At 39.5% G+C, this 21,926-nt stretch carries 10 protein-coding genes; 3 read left to right on the plus strand and 7 right to left on the minus strand.

Annotated elements, in window-relative coordinates:
• Nucleotides 1-660: 660 nt before the first annotated feature.
• The 7 genes from M917_RS05860 to M917_RS14105 all read right to left on the minus strand — a co-directional run bounded on the left by M917_RS05860 (nt 661) and on the right by M917_RS14105 (nt 15,524).
• On the minus strand, nt 661-1,398 hold the full coding sequence (locus tag M917_RS05860; RefSeq protein WP_021813868.1) for a hypothetical protein: 738 nt from the start codon (nt 1,396-1,398) through the stop codon (nt 661-663).
• Between the two features lie 110 nt (nt 1,399-1,508).
• The gene (locus tag M917_RS14505) at nt 1,509-2,324 is read right to left on the minus strand and encodes an NADAR family protein (protein WP_021813869.1); all 816 of its coding nucleotides are present in this window, start codon (nt 2,322-2,324) and stop codon (nt 1,509-1,511) included.
• On the minus strand, nt 2,324-3,208 hold the full coding sequence (locus M917_RS05870; RefSeq protein WP_200861741.1) for an RHS repeat-associated core domain-containing protein: 885 nt from the start codon (nt 3,206-3,208) through the stop codon (nt 2,324-2,326). Before M917_RS05870 ends, M917_RS14505 begins: the two co-directional genes overlap by 1 nt.
• A 217-nt stretch (nt 3,209-3,425) precedes the next feature.
• Nucleotides 3,426-3,818: a hypothetical protein gene (locus tag M917_RS05875; protein ID WP_040642117.1), complete on the minus strand. Its 393-nt coding sequence runs from the start codon at nt 3,816-3,818 to the stop codon at nt 3,426-3,428.
• A 250-nt stretch (nt 3,819-4,068) separates the two neighbouring features.
• Nucleotides 4,069-4,971, minus strand: a complete 903-nt coding sequence (locus tag M917_RS05880; RefSeq protein ID WP_021813872.1) for an SMI1/KNR4 family protein — start codon at nt 4,969-4,971, stop codon at nt 4,069-4,071.
• Between the two features lie 20 nt (nt 4,972-4,991).
• The gene (locus tag M917_RS05885) at nt 4,992-5,357 is read right to left on the minus strand and encodes a NucA/NucB deoxyribonuclease domain-containing protein (protein WP_161626693.1); all 366 of its coding nucleotides are present in this window, start codon (nt 5,355-5,357) and stop codon (nt 4,992-4,994) included.
• Between the two features lie 39 nt (nt 5,358-5,396).
• Complete coding sequence (locus tag M917_RS14105; protein ID WP_021813873.1) at nt 5,397-15,524, minus strand: tandem-95 repeat protein; 10,128 nt, start codon at nt 15,522-15,524, stop codon at nt 5,397-5,399.
• 573 nt (nt 15,525-16,097) lie between these two features.
• Between M917_RS14105 and hsdR the strand changes: the two genes are divergently transcribed.
• The 3 genes from hsdR to M917_RS05905 all read left to right on the plus strand — a co-directional run bounded on the left by hsdR (nt 16,098) and on the right by M917_RS05905 (nt 21,581).
• Entirely contained in the window at nt 16,098-18,521 is a 2,424-nt protein-coding gene (gene hsdR, locus M917_RS05895; protein ID WP_200861742.1) for an EcoAI/FtnUII family type I restriction enzme subunit R, read from the plus strand.
• 91 nt (nt 18,522-18,612) lie between these two features.
• Entirely contained in the window at nt 18,613-19,956 is a 1,344-nt protein-coding gene (locus M917_RS05900) for an N-6 DNA methylase (protein ID WP_021813875.1), read from the plus strand.
• Nucleotides 19,957-19,958: 2 nt separating this feature from the next.
• Complete coding sequence (locus tag M917_RS05905) at nt 19,959-21,581, plus strand: restriction endonuclease subunit S (RefSeq protein ID WP_021813876.1); 1,623 nt, start codon at nt 19,959-19,961, stop codon at nt 21,579-21,581.
• The last annotated feature ends 345 nt before the right edge of the window (nt 21,582-21,926 follow it).

The following is a 21,926-nucleotide window of genomic DNA, read 5'->3' on the forward strand; positions in this document are numbered from 1 at the left end:
CAATTGGTTATGTGTCACCTTTTGATTTTGAAAGACGTTATTATGATAATTTAACCCTGTCAGGCATCGCTGCCTGACTCAAGTAAATCAACCTCCGATATAGTCGGGGCGGTTCAATCATTAATTTTTCTCAAATAGTGTTTTACCATATTTAAATTTATCTAAGTATGCGCTTAAATAATAATCTACATCTTCTATATTTATAAAATAAGGAAAGCAGTATCTAATAAACAATTCTGCGAATGAAGGATACCTGAGTACACCTTCGTCATAATTAAAGAAAGCCACTTCACATTCCTTGTCCGAAAAAACAACATCATCACAAAGCCAGCAAATACTGCCATTATAACCAAAATTACCATCTGCGATGACGTAGGCATTTAGCAATGTTTTAGTACTCGGAGCAGGTAAAGACGAAAATGAATCTAATGTAAGGTAATTAAAATACTCTTCTTCAGAAAATTGCGAGTAATGTATGTCATATACTGAAAAATACTTAATAATGATCTCTCTATCGTGCTGATATTCATTATTTTTTTCCAGTGTGTTCCTTCAATTTTGAAAAATTCAAAGGATGGTAAAAGACATACATCAACTTTTCTTAATAAAAGACCAGTTCAGGACCTTTAGTTTGTGAACAATTACCCAAGTGAGCTATGGTCACATTTGGAGCAGATCAAGATCTAAAATATTATCAGCACCAAATCTCTTTAAGTCATCAATAGTTATATCGTAGTTGCTTCCTGTGAAATACATTACTGAACTTATGCTTTTCCATATGATAAGTTCTGCAAAGCTTCTAAATCTGTAAAAATCGCCACTGCTATCTAATAGCCATATTTCTTGTTCAACAACATCCGAGCTGTATTTAGGCAGTAGAATTATCTCATGATCTTCATAATTTAATCTAATAGAGTGAACGTCATTCTTGAATGCCATGAGGTCAGTATTATTGATATCTGCAAAATTTAAGAGACTCCGCCCATTGTCATAATCACAGTCATATTTATAAAAAAACTGGTTTTTTCCTGGTTTCTCAAAGTCTTCATCCTCATTCTCTTCTTCGTCATCTTCATCAAATATAACATCTAACATTCTTTTATCAACACTATTTGTAGTTATGAGCACTTCGTCAGTATCATCTACAGTTAAGTCTAGAGATAAATAGTCTCCCACACTGTTAGATTTAAAAAAGTCTAAGAGCGATTGAGGCAGGTCTGCATTGGCGTCATTATTTATTTTTATATGACGCACTTCTGCTATTTTTATAGCATCTCTTTCTTTATATTCAGGAAGTGAGTCTTTATAGCTTTCACTTTGCTGTGCGAACGCCTGTAATTTTTCAAAAAAGCACTTCCAACAGTCTTTGTTTCCGATATAGACATTGGTATTTTTCATAAATTTTCTTTATATAATTATTTAAATTTATTTAAACGCTTATATTTTATAAAGCATTTAATCATATCAGTGCTTGAAACGCGCTTTAAAAAATAGGGCCATCAGGTTAGTTAATTTGAGTCAGCTGATCTTAATTCATCTCTTACTTGCTCTAATATCTTACCTAACATATTTTTTCCCCATCCATCGATTCCGCAACCCCAATAGTAATCAGTTGGGGAGTTCTCTATAATGTCCTTATCTCCTGTGGACAGAAGTAAATCTCTTAGTTCTTTGTGTGTAGTAAACTTCTGAAGCACTGCCTCATACATCACCTCATCCTTAATGTCATCCCAATCCTCTTTTATTTTTCGCTTTTTATTACGACCTAATACTGAAGCTATCTTCGGTGTATCTGCCTCCATTATTTTCTCTTGATAGTCCTTGTCAGTAAATTTTTGAGCTTGATAATAGTGCTCAATGGTTTTCCACCACAAGTTATCCATTAATATGCCGTGATTTGAGAAATTTGTAAATTCGCCATATGCTTCTCTAGGATGATAAAATTTTATAGGATTTCGATAGTTTTTCTGGCCGAAAAAATCATTATTCCTATGTTGCTGTATCATTATATGCCTCCAACTTTCTAATGAAAGAATTGGTGTATTATCAAATAATAACAATGGTTTTTCTTTATTTCTATTAATATTGTCGATAAGTTCGTCATAGCCAGATTGAGTTAAAGAGAATGGATACCATACTGCATTATTGCCCATACCCTCATTTTGCTCACCAAGATTTGTATAATGATTGAGCAAATCTAGAGGAGGGAAATATCCAAAGTAAATATCATCTGCAAACGTCGAAAATTTAGTTATAAATTCATACACTGTTATATCTACCCAACGCTCTATAGGCATTCTCATATTTGTAACACTACAACGCATCAATAAGGCTCCATATGATTAGGACCTATTGTAATTGTTTGAACGGGTACATTCATACCTAGCGCACTTGGAATATAGCATTCGTGCGGAGTGCTATAAACAGGAATACACGTTGTACCATCAAAAGCTAAGAACCAGCTCACATCCCTTTTTTTATCTCCACCGTAAAATAAAGCTGACAAACTCTCTTGAGTATAAGTTTTATCCCAAGGTTGTATATCTGTTCCATAGAAACCAGGCGGTTTTGGTACGCCATTACCTAAATGACCAGAGTACTTTGGAGTCGCCAATGTTCCTCCTTTGCTAGAAATACTTATAATTCTAAGCCTAGATGAGTAGTAAAACTTAATAGGTTTACCGTTAGCGCGTCGCTTAATCCTTTCTTTTTGTATACCACGTTCAATTTTCAGTGCCTGTTGAGCAATTCCTGAACGTAATATTCTAGCAATAGTACTATCACTATCAATTGCTGTGTGGGTAATAACTCCAGCAGTTAGTAATCCAACACTTGCTTTCGCTAGAAAAGCTGCAGAACTCGGAATCGCAATAGAATTCAATGTAGACATTACTGAAAAGCTGGAGCCAAAGCTAGCCAATCCAAAGTGTCCGCTTGGATCCGTATATAAAATAGGCGCGCCATTCGCATACAAATATTTATTTAATGTGGTCGGATCACTAACTTTACCATGCCATGAGTCCATCTGCGTAAATCGTCCCACGCCCTGATTATAGTATCTGGCACGCAAATAGTATTGATTCAGACTTCTATCAAACTGCTCACCTGTGTACAGATAGATATTATCCGTATTGCCTGTTTTATTAGTAATCTCACCATAAGCGTCGTATTGATAGCTGTCGGTAATTTGACCAGCCTGATTGGTCAAGAACTTGACTGATAAAGTTATACTCAATTCGATATAAAAACGATACAGCAAGATTGAAAGGTGTTTTTTGAAACCTCTGTCGGTATAGGCACAGCATGCAAGAAAAATACCTTTTGAGCGAGCGCATTTATCATGGTGTATCTTTTTTACTTGGATTCGACTATATCACGATAGCGAATAATTCCCGCTATCGTTGTAGGGATTTAACTCATCTTTATTAAAAGAATACATGAGTAATGACTACTTCAGCTAAAGTATATGAACCTACAACCCAGTAACCTTCTGTACCTAAAAGTAATTTATTTTTATGAAGATCTTTATCGCCGAAAATCCACATAAAAGCTTTACCTTCTGAATTCATCTCTTCATCTCTACTGTTTATAATCTGGCCATTTTTGTCCAAAATTTCTGGATAAATCATATATGAAATATTTTCATTTTTATATCTGAAATCACATCTCATACCTTGATAAGGAATTATGTCCTCAATCTCTTTATCGATCTTCAAAACATAATCAACTTGAAAGTCAGGGTTTTTCTTCGTCAAATTTGTATATGAAATATGTTTATTGGTTTCTCTCATAAGTTCCTCTATATTTAAATCCTCCATTTTTATTCATTTCTAGATTAAATGCAGGTAACAAGTTATTTGGCACAGTTACTATTGAACCAATCCCAGCCTTATGTAGATCTCAAAAATATTACTATTGTAATTAAATGACCCCTGCCGTCAAATCCGTACAACTAAACTTGGGAGATTTTAATTACGCAGCCTGACGATAATGATCAAACCACAAGGTTACCCATGTTGTCATAGGCGTAGCGAGCTGTTTGGATAAAGTGAATCGACTATATTTTATCTATAAAGAACCAACTATAGCTGTTGCTTTAAGTACGTTAAAGTCCAAGATATTATCGACGCCATGTAAAGATAAGTACTCGGAAGCAGTTTTTTTAGATTGGCTCAATAAGCTTTCTATTTCAGTTGATTGTTTTCCAATAAATGAATACATTGGCATATCATGTTCGAAAAAGAGATTATTGATAAAAAACTCTGCAAATGAACGAAAGCGATAAATATCTGAGTCCTCCAACATCCAAGCTTCCATCTCGCCATCAGCTGTAAGCTCATCAGGTATTAGAATTGCAGAAGGTACTTCGGAGCTGTCTAAAGTGATAGCTTTTCTATAAGCATCCTTTTTATCACAAATAAACCCAAAGCTTAACTCTCCTAATGCTAAATTTGATGGCTTCAATTTTGGGTTATTCATTCCATTATATAGATTGATAGAGGTTGAATAATCATTATAAGAATAATAATTTTCTACTATATATTTTTCTTCTGCATAGTTAAGATACTCTATAAACTCTTTCATATAATTTTTATGATTTTTATCCTTTTTTGTAAAATAGTTAACTTCATCTATACTCAACATTTTTATAAAAGTAACTGATAAAAAATAAATGACATTATAAAACTGGACGCCATTTGCTCGCAAAAAGTCTTTATATGATCGCGGCAAGTGAGTTTTTAGTCTTTTTTCAAGTGCATCAATCTCCTCGTTAGACACCGAATCCTCTTCCATAATTTTTTCTATCTTCGTCTTAATTAAACTTAAATCGAAATCAGGATCATCAGACTTAAAGTTAGTTTTCAAATAATTTTCAATATAAGGAGAGTTTATGTAGTGATGAAAGAAATTTTTCCATGCGCCAATATTACCTATATAGCCTGAATCAATTGATGTTAGTTTTATAGACATAATATTTTACTCCTTTTAATTTAGTAAGGTCCGTCTGGGTCTGGACCTAGAGTCGTTTTAACCTTACCTTTACGGGTTAAGTAAAAGCTCTTAGGGAATATTTTATGAGAGAAAACGAGATATTTTTCTCCTGCACTCAGTCCATCTGACCGATACATGCCTCCTAACAAGCTTCCACCTGATCGGTTTTGTCCGCTATTAATGAACTTTAATGAAACTCCATTAGCATTGTAATTGGTAGGTCCTCCCTCTATAGAGGAGTTAAAAGGATATTCATCACAGTCTTTACCTATACCATTTAATTTCCTAGATGCTTGATTGCATTCAGGTGTGCTTCTTAACCAACCACGGCCGTAACCTCCTAATTTATTACGAGTCAACAACATAGGGGCAATGTTACCCAGCATACCTTCTGATTGACCAAGTTAAGCATCAGCAATATGTTGTGTCAATTCACCATGATTTGCACCATAAAATAATATTGGTACTGGTGGCTTGCAGCTTTCGTTATTTATACACATATTATATATAACAGCATGGGCTAAACTTGCAAGGACAGGTGGTGCAACTGCTCTTGCATTTGCACTGATCACAATTGGTCTAATTAATGTGCTCAGTATTCTACTACCTACAGCAGCATAACTTGGCAAAGCGATGCTGGATAAAACACCTTGAACTCTAGAACCGACACTGAAACTGGCCAATCCAAAATGCCCGCTTGGATCCGTATATAAAATAGGCGCGCCATTCGCATACAAATATTTATTTAATGTGGTCGGATTACTGGCTTTACCCTGCCATGAGTCCATCTGCGTAAATCGTCCCACGCCCTGATTATAGTATCTGGCACGCAAATAGTATTGGTTCAACGAACGATCGAACTGCTCTCCTGTGTACAGATAGATATTATCCGTATTGCCTGTTTTATCAGTAATCTCACCATAAGCGTCGTATTGATAGCTATCGGTAATTTGACCAGCCTGATTGGTCAAGAACTTAGTTGAGCCAAGTCCATCATAACCAAAGTAACTCGTCGTCCCATTCACATTCTGACTGATTAAGTCGTCACCGTAGCTGTAGCTAGCCACGGGGGTATTGTTTTGTTTTTCTAAGATGACTTGAGCATAGTCACGGTTTTTATCGGTGATATAGTCGACGGTTACGCCGTTTTTGGCTTTGCTGTTTCTGATGCCGTCAATGTCATAACCAAAGTTGACATCATCAGTCTGGACTAACTCATTTCTGACGTTATAGCTGTAGCTGGTCATTTGCCCATTGACGTTTTGCGCTAGGGTGTTGCCTTGTTTGTCATAGGTATAGCTGGCGGTTCTTGCTCCTGTTTCTTGTGTCAGACGGTCATTGTTATCATAACGGTAGGTGGTGACTTGTCCCTCTTTGGTTTGTTTGATGCGATTGCTGACAGCATCATAGTCATGAGTAGTGATTTGACCATTAACGGTTTCGCTGATAAGACGATTTAGATCATCGTATTGCCAAACGCTAGTGGTGGTGGTTGGGGTGTCGCTCAACGTCTCTTCTGTGAGCTTGGTGCGTTTGCCCATCGGGTCAAGCATATAGGCATAGCGAGCAATGACTTGATTGTCTTTACTGTGCTCCATACTGGTGAGTTGGTTTTTAGCATTAAAGCGATACTGCGTAGCAATTGCATTGGGTTTGGTTTCACCAATCTTATTGCCGACGGCGTTGTATCGGTAGGTAGTAATACCTGTACTGTCTGTCGTACTGATTAAACGGTTTAGACTGTCATAACCGTATTGGGTGCTTGTACTATTACCATTACTCACCAAAGTCATAACGGTTTTGTTACCACTATTGTTGTAAGCGTAATTTAATACCTCACCACTGGGTTTGGTCTCTTGGGTAAGGTTACCCATGTTGTCATAGACATAACGAGTTGTTTGGACAGAACCTGCTTCACTACGAGTGGTTTTGATACGTTGCCCTAGAGCGTTATAGTCAATGATATCACTGCTGCCGTCGCTATAGCTGGTTTGGACAATACGATCTTGGACGTCATATAAGTAAGCCTGACGTTTGCGGTTGAAGTCGTCCACATATGTGGTGCGTCCTTTGCCATCATAGCCTTTGATGCTGTAAGACCCATCTGGCAAGATGTGCTGGTATTGTCTGCTGTAGGTGTCATACGTCCATTTGGTCACTCGTCCGAGTGCGTCGGTTTGGCTGGTTTTGTTGCCAAGACTGTCGTAGGTATAGGCGGTGATGTTGCCCATGGCATCGGTGACAGCGATGAGCCTTCCTGAGACGTCGTAACTATATTGGGTGGTTTGCCCCAGCTCATTAGTTTCGGTTAGTTTGCGACCCAGTACATCATAGCTGGTTTGGGTACTGCTGCCATCAGCATAGATGACGTTAGTACGTTGTCCTAGTACGTTGTAGATGTATTGAGTAGTGCGTCCGAGTTTGTCGGTCTCTTGAGATAGCCTGCCTAATTCGTTATAGATGTAACGATGGATGTTACCCATGCTATCAGTCATGACGATTTTACGACCTAGAGCATCATATTCATGGGTGCTCGTGTTTCCACTGGCATCCGTTTCACTGATGACATTGCCCACGCCGTCATAACGGGTGGTGATGACACCGCCATTAGGGAGAGTAGTTTTAAACTTACGGTTCAATGCGTCGTAGTCATGCGTGGTGATATTGCCCATGGCATCTTTTTCGGTAACGACGTTACCAGCTGCATCATAGGTACTAAACTGACTACTGCCATCAGGGTAGATCGTTTGGGTGAGCTGTTTATTTGCGTCATAGACATAGGTTGTGGTGTCATTTCCTGTACGACTCGTCAGCACTTCGTCACTGTCGCCATAGGTTTTGTAGGTGGTGAGACCTGCGATGGTTTCATTGACTACTCTTCCTTTTGTGTCATAACTCCAACTGTTGGTGTAGTTGACCTTGTTACTGTCATAACGGGTATAGTTGACCACCTCACGAATTTTGCGGTTGTTGGCGTCATAAGTGTAGCTTCGGCTTGTGCCAACAGGGTCGGTGACTTGAGTGAGATCATCACCCGTATAAGTGTAGGCCGTGGTGTTGCCCATCGCATCGGTGATGCTGGTTAGCCCTGTGACGTCATAACCCATAGCGGTAGTATTGCCTACCACGTCTTTGAGGCTAGAAAGCTGCCCACTGCTGTCATAGGTGTTAACAGACGTCACTTGTCCTGTGTGATCTGTCTCACTCAGCAGTTGCCCACGGCTATCATAAACATAGGTAGCAGTTTGTCCTAAGGCATTAGTTTCAGAAAGCTTATTATGCTTGTCGTCATACGTCCAGATGGTGGTGTTGCCGTTTGCGTCTGTTTCGCTAAGTTTATTGTAGTTTGTATCATAGGCGCGGGTGATTATATTGCCAAGAGCATCTGCCTCTTTAGTCACATTGCCGTAGTCGTCATAGGTGTAGGTGGTTTTGAAACCACGGGCATCGGTGATAATCTGACTATTACTGTCAAGCTGATGCTCAATAGCGATGCGATTGCCTTTGGCATCCAGCATGGCAACCAATCGTCCTGTGTCATCGTACTCATAGCCTGTCAGCAATACACCGTTTTTATCGGTGATTTCGAGCAGACGATGATTGTCATCATAGACATATAAGTTCTGCACATTCGCAGGGTCAGTGACTTTAACGAGGTCGCCACGGCTGTCATACATATATTGCCAATAGCGGTTATCGGGTAGGGTGACTCGGGTTATGCGGTTACTGGCATCTCGGATAAAGCGTGCTTGTGGGCCTAGACTATGGGTGATACCTGTTTCGCTGATTGTTAAGGTATGTCCAGCAGGATCTGTCAGTTTGTCTAAACGAATTACTCCTCCAAACTGACTGCGACTGAACTCATACTGCATCCCATCTAAAGTAGTGAGTTTAAAGCGCTTAGGAATGAGATATGGGTAGTCATAGTTACCGTTTTCATCAATGATACGATCACCAGTTGTCCAGCGTCCGTCCCCGTAAGAGAGACTACTATGATCAACTACTTCAAATTTGCTTTGAGTATCGCCTGTCGCCTCAAAACTTAAGCTAAAGCTGTTTCCACCCGCAATAAGATCTTGATCATCATAGTAAATACCTTGATTACAACCAATTTGTGGTTTGAAAGTTTCTACATCTCCATTAGGAAGCGTAACCGTAATTACAGGCTCTTTCATTTGGTTAATAGGTTTAAGACAAATAGTACCTACATTCGGGATAAGCTGTCTTTTGAGGTAGGCTTGCCATCCTGTATGCATGGGTCTAGATTCACGCATCTTAATGGTTTGTAAACCTAAGTTCCAACCATGTCCAAAATCGCCTGATTTATAAGCGGTTCGGCTGTCATAGCTTCTCTCTACGCTAACATCAAGACTTGGCATAGTGATCTGAGCATCCTGCAGCGTAAATGCCAGTTCACCCAGTTTCATATTGCCATCGATAACAATGTTTTTGGCATTTTGGGTGGTATTACCTCCAGCATCGGTGACTTTTGTAATGAGCGTGTATGCCCCATTAACCATTAAGGTTGGGTTAATAGTAGCAATCTCACCATTGACTGATCCTGTGCCGCTGTTTTGCCAAACGATACTGCCTGTGCCTGTGAGGGCGTCATAGCTGTCATACAACACCACTTCCCAAACCACGGCTGTATCATCGCTGATACTACCGATAATGTCGGTAGGTTTAGTGATAAAGAGCGGATCAGCGGTATCAGTAAATGTGATGGTCGGAGCAGTGGTATCTGATGCATCTTTGACGATGTAGTAGTGCGTCGCCATGCTGACCTCGTTACCATCTGTGACTTTAACCCGCAAGATATGCTGTCCAAGCGTGTTCGATTTGAGCGTGGCTTTGCCAAAAGCATCGACCGTAATAAGGGCATTATCGTTAGTAAGTTCAATCACGGCATCACTACCACCACCTGCGAGGTTCACTGTCACGGTGAATTCAGTATCTACATCGATGGCGTCAGGAGCATCTAGCGTTACTTTGAGTGGTACGGCTTTGAGTACGGTTAAGGTATACGTCTGAGAAGCCATCCAACGACCATCGCTTACTTCGATCTTGATGTCTTTATAAACTCCTTCAGGTGGGGCCTGCCAGATAATTTCACCCATTTTAGCATCAATGGTCATGCCTTTTGGAGCATTGCTTAAGCGATAGGTCAAGACATCTGCGGTATTGGCATCGGTTGCTACCACTTCATGACGATACACTTTACCTGCGTAGGTTTGCATAATTGGTTGAGATGTAATATCAGGGGCAACGCTGATTTCCAGCACTTCGATAGTAATGATTTGAACTGTGTTAGAACTTTCTGCATCGTTGGCAATCAGCCTTACTTCATGACTGCCCACTTGATTAATAGTAGGTGTCCAAGTTAAAGCATTACCTATTAGAGTCATGCCTTCAGGTATATCACCATCTAAGGCATAAGTAATAGCAGTACTATCAGGGTCGTATGCAAGTAAGGTATATGCGTAAGTTTGAGTGGCTTCAACCTCAGTAGGTGCAACTGATTGCCATACGGGTGGTTTACTTGGCAGTGTAGTGACCGTCAAACTCACGGTAGCATCATCAGTATAAGTGCCGTCAGATACTCTAAAGACAAAGCTGTCTTTACCTTCAAAGTCTGGCTCTGGCGTATAGCTTGGCAATGCCCCATTCTCGTTAATTGTACCGTGCGTGGGTGCGGTGACAATAGTATAAGTCAAAGTATCACCATCTACGTCGTCCGCCATTAGAGCAAGTGTCGAGGTGCGGTTTTTAGCGACAATCTCGGTGCTTTCTGATGCTACAGGGCGGTCTGCCGTGGGAGATACCGTCATGGTAATGCGACCTGTACCATCCAGTTCACCATCACTGGCAGTAAATTCAAAGTTATCTTCACCAAAGTAGTTTGCCTTAGGCGTATAACGAACCCGATTATTGCTAATCATTTCAGCAATGCCATGTTTAGGCTGGGTCTTAAGTGCGTAGCTGATAGCATTGCCTTCAGGATCTGAGGCAGAAAGATAGAAAGTCGTTGTACCATCTTCAGATACGGTTTGTGAAACATCTCTTGGTACAGGAGCATCATTGATAGGATTGATGGTGATATTAATCGTACCGTAAGCATAGGTTGTGCCATCAAAGATGCGATAGCTTAAACGGTCTGTACCTACGATATCTGCTTTTGGCGTATAGATAAATTGTGGTAACGAGCCAGTTAGGACGCCTTTACTGCCTAAATTGGTCATTTGATATACCAGTTCATCACCATCGGCATCTTCGCCTTTGAGCGTGATAGAAATAGGTGTATCTTCATCAATAGTAAAGGTTTGGTTTTCGGTTGTTGGAGCATCGTTCACAGATTTGACGACTACGGTAACCTCTGCTGTACCAATACTATTCCCATCACTAGCACCATATACGAAGGTATCCGTACCATGATAGTTCGGGTGAGGTTGGTAAACCCAGTTTTCGCCGTCACCTTCTAAAATGCCATGACTTGGTTGACGCACTATGCTGTAGGTTAAAGATGCTAGCTCTTCATCAGTCGCTACAAACTTAACATTAGCGATAGTATCCTCATTAATTGTATAGCTTAGCGGTTTAGCCATTGGTGTATCATTGATTCGCTCAACATTAATAGATATGGCTTGGGCACTGCCATTTAATCCTTCAGTATCTTTAGCGTAATAATATACCTTTGCAATACCGTCAAAACCCGCTTGTGGTATGAATGTGACCGTATTTCCGTTTTGAGTAGCAGCACCGTTTTGAACGCTACCTAGATGATAGGTCAGGTTGCTGCCGTCCTCAATATCATTGCCTCGCGCATTGCTATCAGCATCTTGCGAGATATCGAAGTTAATAGCATCGCCTAATGTTTTGACGGTAAATGGTGTGACAGTCGGAGCATCATTTACTGGAGTTATCGTAATATCAGCAATAGCTTGAGCTGTGCTTTGACCATCTCTTATCTCAAAGATAACTTTGTCATTCCCGAAGTAATTGTCAGCAGGAACATATTTGAATGTTTCTTTGCCATTCTCAGATTTTAGGAATGTCAGCGATTTTGCTTTACCTTTATCACTGATAGTGAAGCTCAATTTCTCATCATCTAGATCAAGGTTATTGAAAACTAAGTTAATAGCCGTATCTTCTTTAGTCGTGGTAGCTATTGTTTCTTTAGTAGGAGCATCATCAACAGGTAAAATATCGATCAGTATTACACCAATAGCTTGTTTGCCTGATGTATTAACATATTCATAAATAATTTCATCAATACCATAAAAGTTGGCATTTGGAGTATAAATGACACCAGACTTCGTATTATCTAAACTGCCTTTCATTGGCATTTTTGTAATTTTGGCATCTGTAGGTAAATTAACGATTGGAAGTTGTATATCTTCATCAGTTTGTAGAACAAAATCTGCTTCAGGGATCTTATTAGCAAAATTGAACCCCCCGTTATAACCGTAAGAGTCGTAAGAACCGAAACCATAGGATGACAAACCAAATGGTTGATTAGCAGTGATAGTATGAATTCCTGCTACTACAGCAACTTGAGTATATTGGTATTGCGTACCTTCTATTGGTTGCCATTCATTGGTCAGTGGCGCACCATCTAGAGTGAAAGAACTGATGCTATCGGTTGGAGAGATAATATTAACAAAGTGCTTTCCAAATCCACTTAATGGTGTAGTAATTGTATAGGATTTTAGATAGTTAGCAGTCGATGCTAGGCCCATCATAAATGGATCAGAAGGAACACCATCATAGCCACTACTGTTTGAGAACTGATTGACCCAAATAGGCTGACTAGCTTGAATTCTATTTCCACCAGTTAAAATAGCTTGATAAATACCGCCAGTTTGTAATGTGGTTACATATTTTTGATTGATATAAATCTTAGTGTTATCTGTACTTGCATAAACTCTGAAAGTATCACCATTTTTCCTGCTAGCTAGTGGAGAGGTTACAATATCTTTCGACCAGACATCAATAGAAGCAATTTGCTCATATATATGATCACAAGCTGAACCATTTGCAATAGAAGTACATATGTTGCCAGAGAATACAGCAACTGGTGCGCTAGATATGATCGAAGTACCACCAAGCTGCGATCCACTTAAATAATAAACCTCACCTCTCTTTAAGGTAATGCTAGATTCTGACTTAATAGGTGGCGTACTTTGAGTTATTCCACCTGAGCGTTCAGTGATATCAATTTTAGTTCCATCTTGTGTCGCTACAACAGACAGTGTTTCATCTCTGCTGTTAGCGCTCTCCTTATAACTTGCGTGTAAATACTGGCTGCCTAATGATTGTAATGGAATAATAGATGCAGCATCTGTCGTATGCTGCAGTTGATTTAACGCGTAAACACTAACCAGTTGTTCGGATGAAACGTAAATACCGAACTTTGACGTAGATTTCGAAGCAACATTCAATTCAGAATAATATTCTGTCAAATCAACGGTTGTAACTGAGTTCGCTGATACTGTGACCTTTTTTTCTACGTTTAAGAGTGGTATTTCAATACTTACCTCAGCATCAGTCTGAGATGAAACAAACAAGCTTAGCGCATCAGCTTTTGAATAATTAGGTAAAAATGTCAGCCAGAATTCTCTACCTTCGTTGCTGACCTCTACTACGCCAATATTAATAGTTGCTGTATTTGATATACCATCTGAGCTTATTAACTGATAAGTCAAACGGTCTTTACCTAAATATCCTTCATTTGGTATGTATTGAATAATACCATCAATAACTTTGGCATTACCTTGCGTTGAGTTATCAACAATTTTTATTTCGTAGTTTTTATCAGGATCAATACTACTATTGCCACCGATAACATCTATATCTAAAGGTGTGTCTTTAAAGGTTGTTTTACTATAGTCCATTGCTTCGTAGATAGGGTCATCATCAACTGGCCTCACTACAACCTTAACCACTGCCGTCGCATTCAACTCCCCGTCGCTCACTTTAAATATAAACTGATCATCACCATTAAAGTCAAGATTTGGTGTATAAGTCGCCACATTATTAACAAGGATAACGGTACCATTTGTAGGCTGGGTTTGAATAGAATAGTCGAGTGCATTAGAGTCTACATCTGTGCCTTCAAGGATAATGTCTATTGCCACATCCTCATCAGTGGTTGTCGTTTGAGGCAGGGCTTCAGGAGAGTCATTAACAGGTTTTACTGTAATATTTATGGTCGCTGTATCGTTTAACTCCCCGTCAGAGACAATAAACTCAAACTGATCTTGACCATGAAAGTTTTGATTAGGTACATAGGTAATTCGATTGCCTAAAATAATGAGCTTACCATTCTGTGTGGTTTGCGTGATGCCAAACTTAAGCGTGTCGCCATCTATGTCAGAACCTTTCAAAGATAGCTCAAGAATGTTGTCTTCAAGTATCTCATAGCTACCTGGCTCGGCAATAGGAGCATCATTAACTGGCAATACATCGATAGTGATAATTGCAGTGTCTGTAAGCTCTCCATCATCTACAATGTACGTAAATGAATCTTTCCCCGCAAAGTTAGCGTTCGGTGTATAAAAAATCTTATTATTTGAGATTTCGAGGGTGCCGTGTATCGGTTGATTTTGAATATCAAAATTTAAATTATCACCATCGACATCACTACCATAGAGCAGTATTTCTTGGTTTGTGTCTTCTAATATCTGTAGGGTTTGTGGTTTTGCTTGAGGTGCATCGTTAACAGGTGTCACTTCAATGTGAATAGTATTTTCTATAGTTTTAAGTCCATCTGTGATAGAAACCAAAAACTGATCATTACCGTGAAAGTTTTCATGAGGAGTATATATAAAAGTACCGTCATTATTCGGAACGATTTTTCCATTTTGGGTGGAGGTTACGATATTAAATAATAGATCATCGTCATCTGGATCTGTTGCATTTATAGAAATGTTCAGAGGAGTGTCTTCAGTAGTCACTAAGTTTTGGTCTTCAGCAGTTGGTTCTCGATTAAAACAATGTCTGAGACCTTTATATCGAAGTTCAATCGTGTATTGCCACTCCTTACCAACTTTGACTTTCTGCTTGCCTACAACATCAAACGCCGCATAACCAGAAATCTGATAGATGCGACGCTCTTCACAGTTATCAAAACCAAAAAAACAGTTCACTTTATTGTAAACTGCAGACATACCTTTTAGGTGCTCTGCAGGCTTATCAACGTACTGTTTCCATAACGGTAATACAACTGTCTTATTTCGATTAAAGACAGCAAACTTATTTATGGCACTTGGATTGTCTGGGCGATTGAGATAAGCGTCAAATAGCCAGTCGTTGACATTTGGAACAGTATCTTCGTAATCGAGAGGGTTTCTATATTCTAGATAAGCGTCAGTCTTATTTATTTCTTGTGAGAAATGTGCAATGCCTTTGCTGGGCTCATAAGCGTCCCACATGATCCATGCAAAACCTCGATCATCCATAGTAGAGTCGATTAGTTTCAAGTTAATAACTTGATTATAAGCAGTATCTTTTAATGTATCTTCTGATATCGCCATAGGTTGCAGAGCACATTCTGTATCTGCTTCACAGTAATGACCTTCATGTAACTGCTTAAAATGACTTATTTCACTAGCCTCTGTGCTTGATATTGTTATAAAGGCTAAGATAAAAAATTGTAAGAAAATGACATTTTTCACAGCTACCAACCCATAAAAATATTTTAGTAACGATATGATACATTAAATTACATTTTAGAAAAATAATATAAAGCATTTTTAGTGAACTATTATTTGTAAATATTAATTTTCTCTAAACGAATATATGGATTTTGTTAGTATGAGAACATAATTAGCTATATTTTAGGCATTTTTTATCGATGATAGTTGGATGAGAAATAAAAGTATGAAAAGTTTTAGGCATTTTGAAATGTATAGGTGCGTTTTATTTAGAGTTAAATTAATTACGTGACTATATTGAAGTCTAGATAGACTCCTGAATTGAATAAATGTACTGCAAGTTACTTCGGCAAATGGAATCACCATACGGATAATTAATACACACCATATGTTAAAGTATAAATTATCCCTCACACTAGCTAGCTAGATAGGAAACGTACTGCTATGGCTGGTATCAATAAATTAGAATTATCTGAAACAGATATTATCAGTAAGTTCATTCTACCTGCCATTAAAAGCTCAGGCTGGGATGACATGACCCAAATTCGCGAAGAGGTGAAGCTTCGTGATGGTAAGGTTATTGTCCGTGGTCAAATGGCAGTGCGTAAGACAGTCAAATCTGCTGATATTGTTTTGTATCATAAGCCTAATCTACCGCTTGCTGTTATAGAGGCCAAATCGAATAAACACTCTATTGGTAAAGGGATGCAGCAAGCGCTTGACTATGCTGGGCTACTCGAAGTACCGTTCGTGTTTTCATCTAATGGTGATGGCTTTATTTTCCATGATAAAACCAGTACCACTACCCTTGAAACAGAGATTTCATTAGCAGATTTTCCGACACCAGCTGAGCTATGGGATAAGTACTGCCAGTGGAAAGGATATACGCAGGCACAATTGCCTGTGATCACTCAAGATTATCATGATGACGGCAGTGGCAAATCACCGCGCTATTATCAGCTACAAGCTATCAATAAGACCATAGAAGCCATTTCTCGTGGACAGGATCGTATCTTGCTCGTAATGGCAACAGGAACAGGCAAAACCTATACTGCGTTTCAAATCATCTGGCGTCTGTGGAAGGCCAGAGAAAAAAAACGTATCTTATTTTTAGCAGACCGTAATATTTTGGTCGATCAAACTCGGGTGAACGACTTTCAGCCTTTTGGTACTGCGATGACTAAAATAGAAGGCCGTACGGTTGATCCAGCTTTCGAGATTCATCTTGGCTTATATCAAGCATTGACAGGTCCAGAAGAGCATCAAAAAGCCTTTAAACAGGTTGCACCGGACTTCTTTGACCTGATTGTCATTGACGAGTGCCATAGAGGCAGCGCTGCTGAAGACAGTGCTTGGCGCGAAATATTGGAATACTTTCATAGCGCTACCCAAGTCGGTTTGACGGCGACCCCTAAAGAGACTGAAGAGGTATCTAACTCTTATTATTTTGGGGATCCTCTTTATACCTATACCTTAAAACAGGGTATTGAAGATGGGTTTTTAGCGCCCTATAAAGTGGTTCGAATTGACATTGATGTCGATCTACAAGGCTGGCGTCCAACCAAAGGACAGACAGATAAGCATGGCGAACTGATTGACGATCGTATCTATAACCAAAAAGACTTTGATCGTAGTTTGGTGATTGATGAGCGTACTGAGTTGGTGGCACAGACAATCACTAGCTACTTACAGCGTACTGACCCAATGGCCAAAACCATTGTGTTCTGTAATGATATTGATCATGCAGAGCGCATGCGACGTGCTTTGATTAACTGCAATCCCGAGCAGGTCAAAAAGAATGAAAAGTATGTCATGAAAATCACGGGCGATGATGAGTTGGGCAAAGCGCAGCTCGATAACTTCATCAATCCTAAAAAGCCTTATCCAGTGATAGTGACGACGTCAGAGCTGATGACAACAGGTGTTGATGCTCAAACCTGTAAGCTAATCGTGTTAGATCAGAACATCAAATCGATGACCAAGTTTAAGCAGATAATTGGCCGTGGTACTCGTATCAATGACAAATACGGCAAGCTATGGTTTACTATTCTCGATTTCAAAAAAGCGACTGAGCTATTCGCAGATGAGCGCTTTGATGGTATCCCTGAACGTATCATGACCGTGACACCATCACAAATCAATGAAGGAAGCGATGAGCTGGACGAGTTGGTAGATGGTGAGTCTGGTGCAGAGTTAGATACTACTGATGGCGCTGATCTACCTTCGACAAGCGAGAACAATAGAGACTTTGACCTAGGGTCTAATACAGCTGATGATATTGGTGTGAGTGAGCGAGCTAAAAAATATCATGTAAAAGGTGTCCCTGTAGAAGTAATGGCTCAGCGTATCCAGTATTATGATACTGATGGCAAGCTGGTCACCGAGTCCTTTCAAGACTATACTCGCAAAAACTTCACCAAACAGTTTGCTAGTTTGGATGAATTTACCAAGCGTTGGAATGATACTGAGCGTAAACAAACCATCATTGATGAGCTGGCAAATGCTGGTATTATTTGGGAAGCATTGCAGGAAGAGATCGGTTCGGACATGGACCCCTTCGATCTAATTTGCCATGTGGTGTATGATAAGCCACCTTTGACCCGTCGTGAACGTGCAAATGAAGTTAGAAAGCGCAATTACTTCACCAAGTACTCAGACACTGCTCAAAAAGTGCTAAATGCTTTACTTGATAAATATGCTGATGCGGGTGTAGAAGAAATCGAAAGCCTAAACGTACTAAAAGTGAAGCCACTTGATCAGTTAGGTAGCCCGATGGAAATTGTCAAAGAAGGGTTTGGTAGCAAAAAAGATTACCATCAAGCTATTAGCGATCTTGAAAACGAAATCTATTGGGCACCGCCACCCAAACAAGCTTAAGTGTCTAGAAAAAAATTAGCTACAATCTATATATCTAAGCCTCTTATTGAGGCTTGTTTTATTCCTATCGTTTATTGAGAAAAGAAACAACATGTCGATCAGTTCTATTATCAAGTCTATTCAAGATATCATGCGTCAAGATGCCGGTGTAGATGGTGATGCCCAGCGTCTAAGCCAATTATCATGGTTATTATTCCTTAAAATATTTGATGCTCAAGAAGAAGCGCTTGAGTTTGAACAAGAAAACTATAAAATATCCATTCCTGAGCAATATCTCTGGCGTAATTGGGCAGCTAATCCCGAAGGTATCACTGGTGATGAGCTACTACGTCAAGTTATTAACAAGCTCAATGAAGTGGACTTTAACCGCTCAGATGAGCGTCATCTGTTTGGTGATATTTATGAGCAACTGCTGCGTGATTTACAGAGCGCAGGCAATGCAGGTGAGTTTTACACGCCTCGTGCGGTGACACGCTTTATCGTTGACCGTATTGATCCAAAGCTGGGTGAACGCGTCATGGATCCAGCTTGTGGTACAGGTGGGTTCTTGGCCTGCTCGTTTGATCATGTCAAAAACAACTATGTTGAGACTGCCGAAGATCATCAAGCGCTACAGCAGCAGATTTTTGGTGTTGAAAAGAAACAATTGCCACATTTGCTCTGTACGACCAATATGATGCTGCATGGTATCGAAGTACCCGTACAGATACGCCATGACAATACCCTTAATAAGCCGCTATCAAGCTGGGACAGTGATGTTGACGTCATCGTAACCAACCCACCTTTTGGAGGCACTGAAGAGCATGGTATTGAAAAGAACTTCCCAGCAGAGTTCCAAACACGCGAAACGGCAGATTTGTTTTTACAATTAATCATCGAAGTCTTGGCAGATAAAGGTCGTGCCGCTGTTGTATTGCCTGATGGTACTTTGTTTGGTGAAGGGGTAAAAACCAAGCTAAAGAAAATGCTGACTGAAGAATGTAATCTACATACCATCGTGCGCTTACCAAACGGTGTGTTTAACCCTTATACGGGTATTAAGACCAATATTCTCTTCTTTACCAAAGGGCAGCCAACCAAAGATATTTGGTTCTATGAGCATCCTTATCCTGAAGGCGTCAAAAACTATAGCAAAACCAAACCGATGAAGTTTGAAGAGTTTCAAACCGAGATTGACTGGTGGGGTGATGAGTCTGAAGGCTTTGCCAGTCGTGTCGAAAATAATCACGCTTGGAAGGTCAGTATTGAAGAGGTCATCAAGCGTAACTATAACCTCGATATCTCAAACCCCTACCAAGGCGAGGTCATTGATTATGACCCTAATAAACTACTGGCTGACTATGCCGAACAGCAACAGAGTATCGATACGTTACGTAGCCAATTAAAAGATGTACTGGGCGCTGCGCTGTCTGCTAATACGACAGAGGGCAAATAACTATGAATGAACAGACAAGCTTAGATATTAATCAAGAAGCCGACCATCCAGAGCAGTTAATCATTGAACATATCGATATTTGGACCAGCGCTATATTGGCTAAATCGACTAGTGGGCGTGGTAGCAGTAAAAAGTATGAGCTATACGGCATTACCAAATTGCGTGAGCTAATCTTGGAGCTAGCAGTACGTGGAAAGTTAGTTCCACAAGATACTGATGATGAGCCTGCCTCTGTTTTATTAGAGAAAGTAGCGGCTGAGAAGGCTCAGTTGATTAAAGAAAAGGTAATCAAGAAGACTAAGCCATTACCCCTTATTAGTAATAATGAAAAAGCCTTCGAACTGCCCCAAGGCTGGCAGAGGGTAAGATTAAACGAGGTACTAAATATTTTCAATGGCAATAGCATCAATGCCAGACTTAAAGAAAGTAAGTATAGCAATGTAACTAACGGATTGCCTTATGTCGGTACAAAAGATGTTGGCTATGGTTTTGAGACTTTAAATTATGACAATGGAATAATTATTCCTTATGAAGAGCCCAAGTTCAGAGTAGCCAAGGCAGGTTCAGTTTTAATATGTGCTGAGGGTGGAAGTGCAGGTAAAAAATGTGGAATAACAGATAGAGATATATGTTTTGGCAATAAGCTTTATGCTAATGAAGTATTTCATAAAGACCTCAAACCAGAATTTATACTAATGAACTTTCTGTCTCCAACTTTTTTTAGCCAGTTTTCGGATTCGATGACAGGGATAATTGGTGGTATTTCAATGGCGAAATTCTCACATCTTGTAATTGCCATTCCTCCCAAAGAAGAACAACAGCGTATTGTTGCCAAAGTTGGTAACTTAATGTTGCTATGTGATCAATTGGAACAGCAAACTGGAGACAGTGTCGATGCTCATTCTACCCTTGTAGAGGTACTGTTAGCCACCTTAACAGAAAGCATTAATTCTGATGAATTGAAGCAAAACTGGAAGAGAATTGCAGAATATTTCGATATTTTATTTACTACTAAACAAAGCATCGAAGAGCTTGCTAAAGCAATTCTCGATATGGCAATTAAAGGGTTACTTACAGACAATTTGGATATCAAAGTTGTACCGCTTGAAAAAGTGTTATCATTTGGACCGAAAAATGGGTATTCACCAAGAGAGGTTGATTATTCTAGCGAAGCAAAAGTTTTATCTTTAGGAGCTACATCAACAGGAAGTTTATTACTCGAAAAAAGCAAAAGCTTTGATAAAGAAATAGCAGCTGATTCCCATTTATGGTTAACTAAAGATGATATTTTAATACAGCGTGGAAATTCAGCTGAATACGTTGGAAGTAATTTACTGATACATGAAGATATTCCTGGTTTCATCTATCCAGATTTGATGATGAAAATTCAAGCAGATAGCTGTATACACCCAAAATACTTATCTATAGTTCTATCGTCACCTACTTCGAGGAGGTTTATGTGGGAGAGAATGGTAGGCACTTCTGGTACTATGCCAAAAATAAATCAGAAAACTGTCGAATCCGTTCCAGTTCCTTTACCAACCTTAGAGGAGCAAAGCCAAATCGTTGCCAAAGTTGGTGAACTTATGGCTATTTGTGACCAATTAAAAGAGAAGCTACAGTAATCTCAAGAGACGCAAGTTCAGCTTACTAATGCTTTGGTTGATAGGGCTTTAGGGTAAGTTTTAGTATTGGGGTAAGTACTTAAGTGACATAAAAAATCCGACTTTGAATCGGATTTTTTTATGCAGTGTTTATGTCAAACTCGTGCTTATTTAGCGATTAATCCTTTTTCATGGGCTGAAGTTAAACTAATTTGCTTTCTAGTCCACTCAGCCATTTTTGTAGCATCCTTTCATCGAACTCTTTTTCATAAAAGCCAGTAGGATGATTAAGCGTTTCGTAATCACCCAATAGCGGTGCCGCATCTGTCCAAGAGATTGATCCTTTGACCACACTTTTCATAAACT

Source organism: Psychrobacter aquaticus CMS 56 (assembly GCF_000471625.1).
Lineage (GTDB): Bacteria > Pseudomonadota > Gammaproteobacteria > Pseudomonadales > Moraxellaceae > Psychrobacter > Psychrobacter aquaticus.

What these genes read in the sequence shown, in the direction of transcription:
- M917_RS14505 (WP_021813869.1), bottom strand. Translation starts at nt 2,324, where the DNA reads ATGCGTTGTAGTGTTACAAATATGAGAATGCCTATAGAGCGTTGGGTA.
- M917_RS05880 (WP_021813872.1), bottom strand. Translation starts at nt 4,971, where the DNA reads ATGTCTATAAAACTAACATCAATTGATTCAGGCTATATAGGTAATATT.
- M917_RS05860 (WP_021813868.1), bottom strand. Translation starts at nt 1,398, where the DNA reads ATGAAAAATACCAATGTCTATATCGGAAACAAAGACTGTTGGAAGTGC.
- M917_RS05885 (WP_161626693.1), bottom strand. Translation starts at nt 5,357, where the DNA reads ATGTTGTTGACTCGTAATAAATTAGGAGGTTACGGCCGTGGTTGGTTA.
- M917_RS05905 (WP_021813876.1), top strand. Translation starts at nt 19,959, where the DNA reads ATGAATGAACAGACAAGCTTAGATATTAATCAAGAAGCCGACCATCCA.
- M917_RS05900 (WP_021813875.1), top strand. Translation starts at nt 18,613, where the DNA reads ATGTCGATCAGTTCTATTATCAAGTCTATTCAAGATATCATGCGTCAA.
- M917_RS14105 (WP_021813873.1), bottom strand. Translation starts at nt 15,524, where the DNA reads ATGGCGATATCAGAAGATACATTAAAAGATACTGCTTATAATCAAGTT.
- M917_RS05875 (WP_040642117.1), bottom strand. Translation starts at nt 3,818, where the DNA reads ATGGAGGATTTAAATATAGAGGAACTTATGAGAGAAACCAATAAACAT.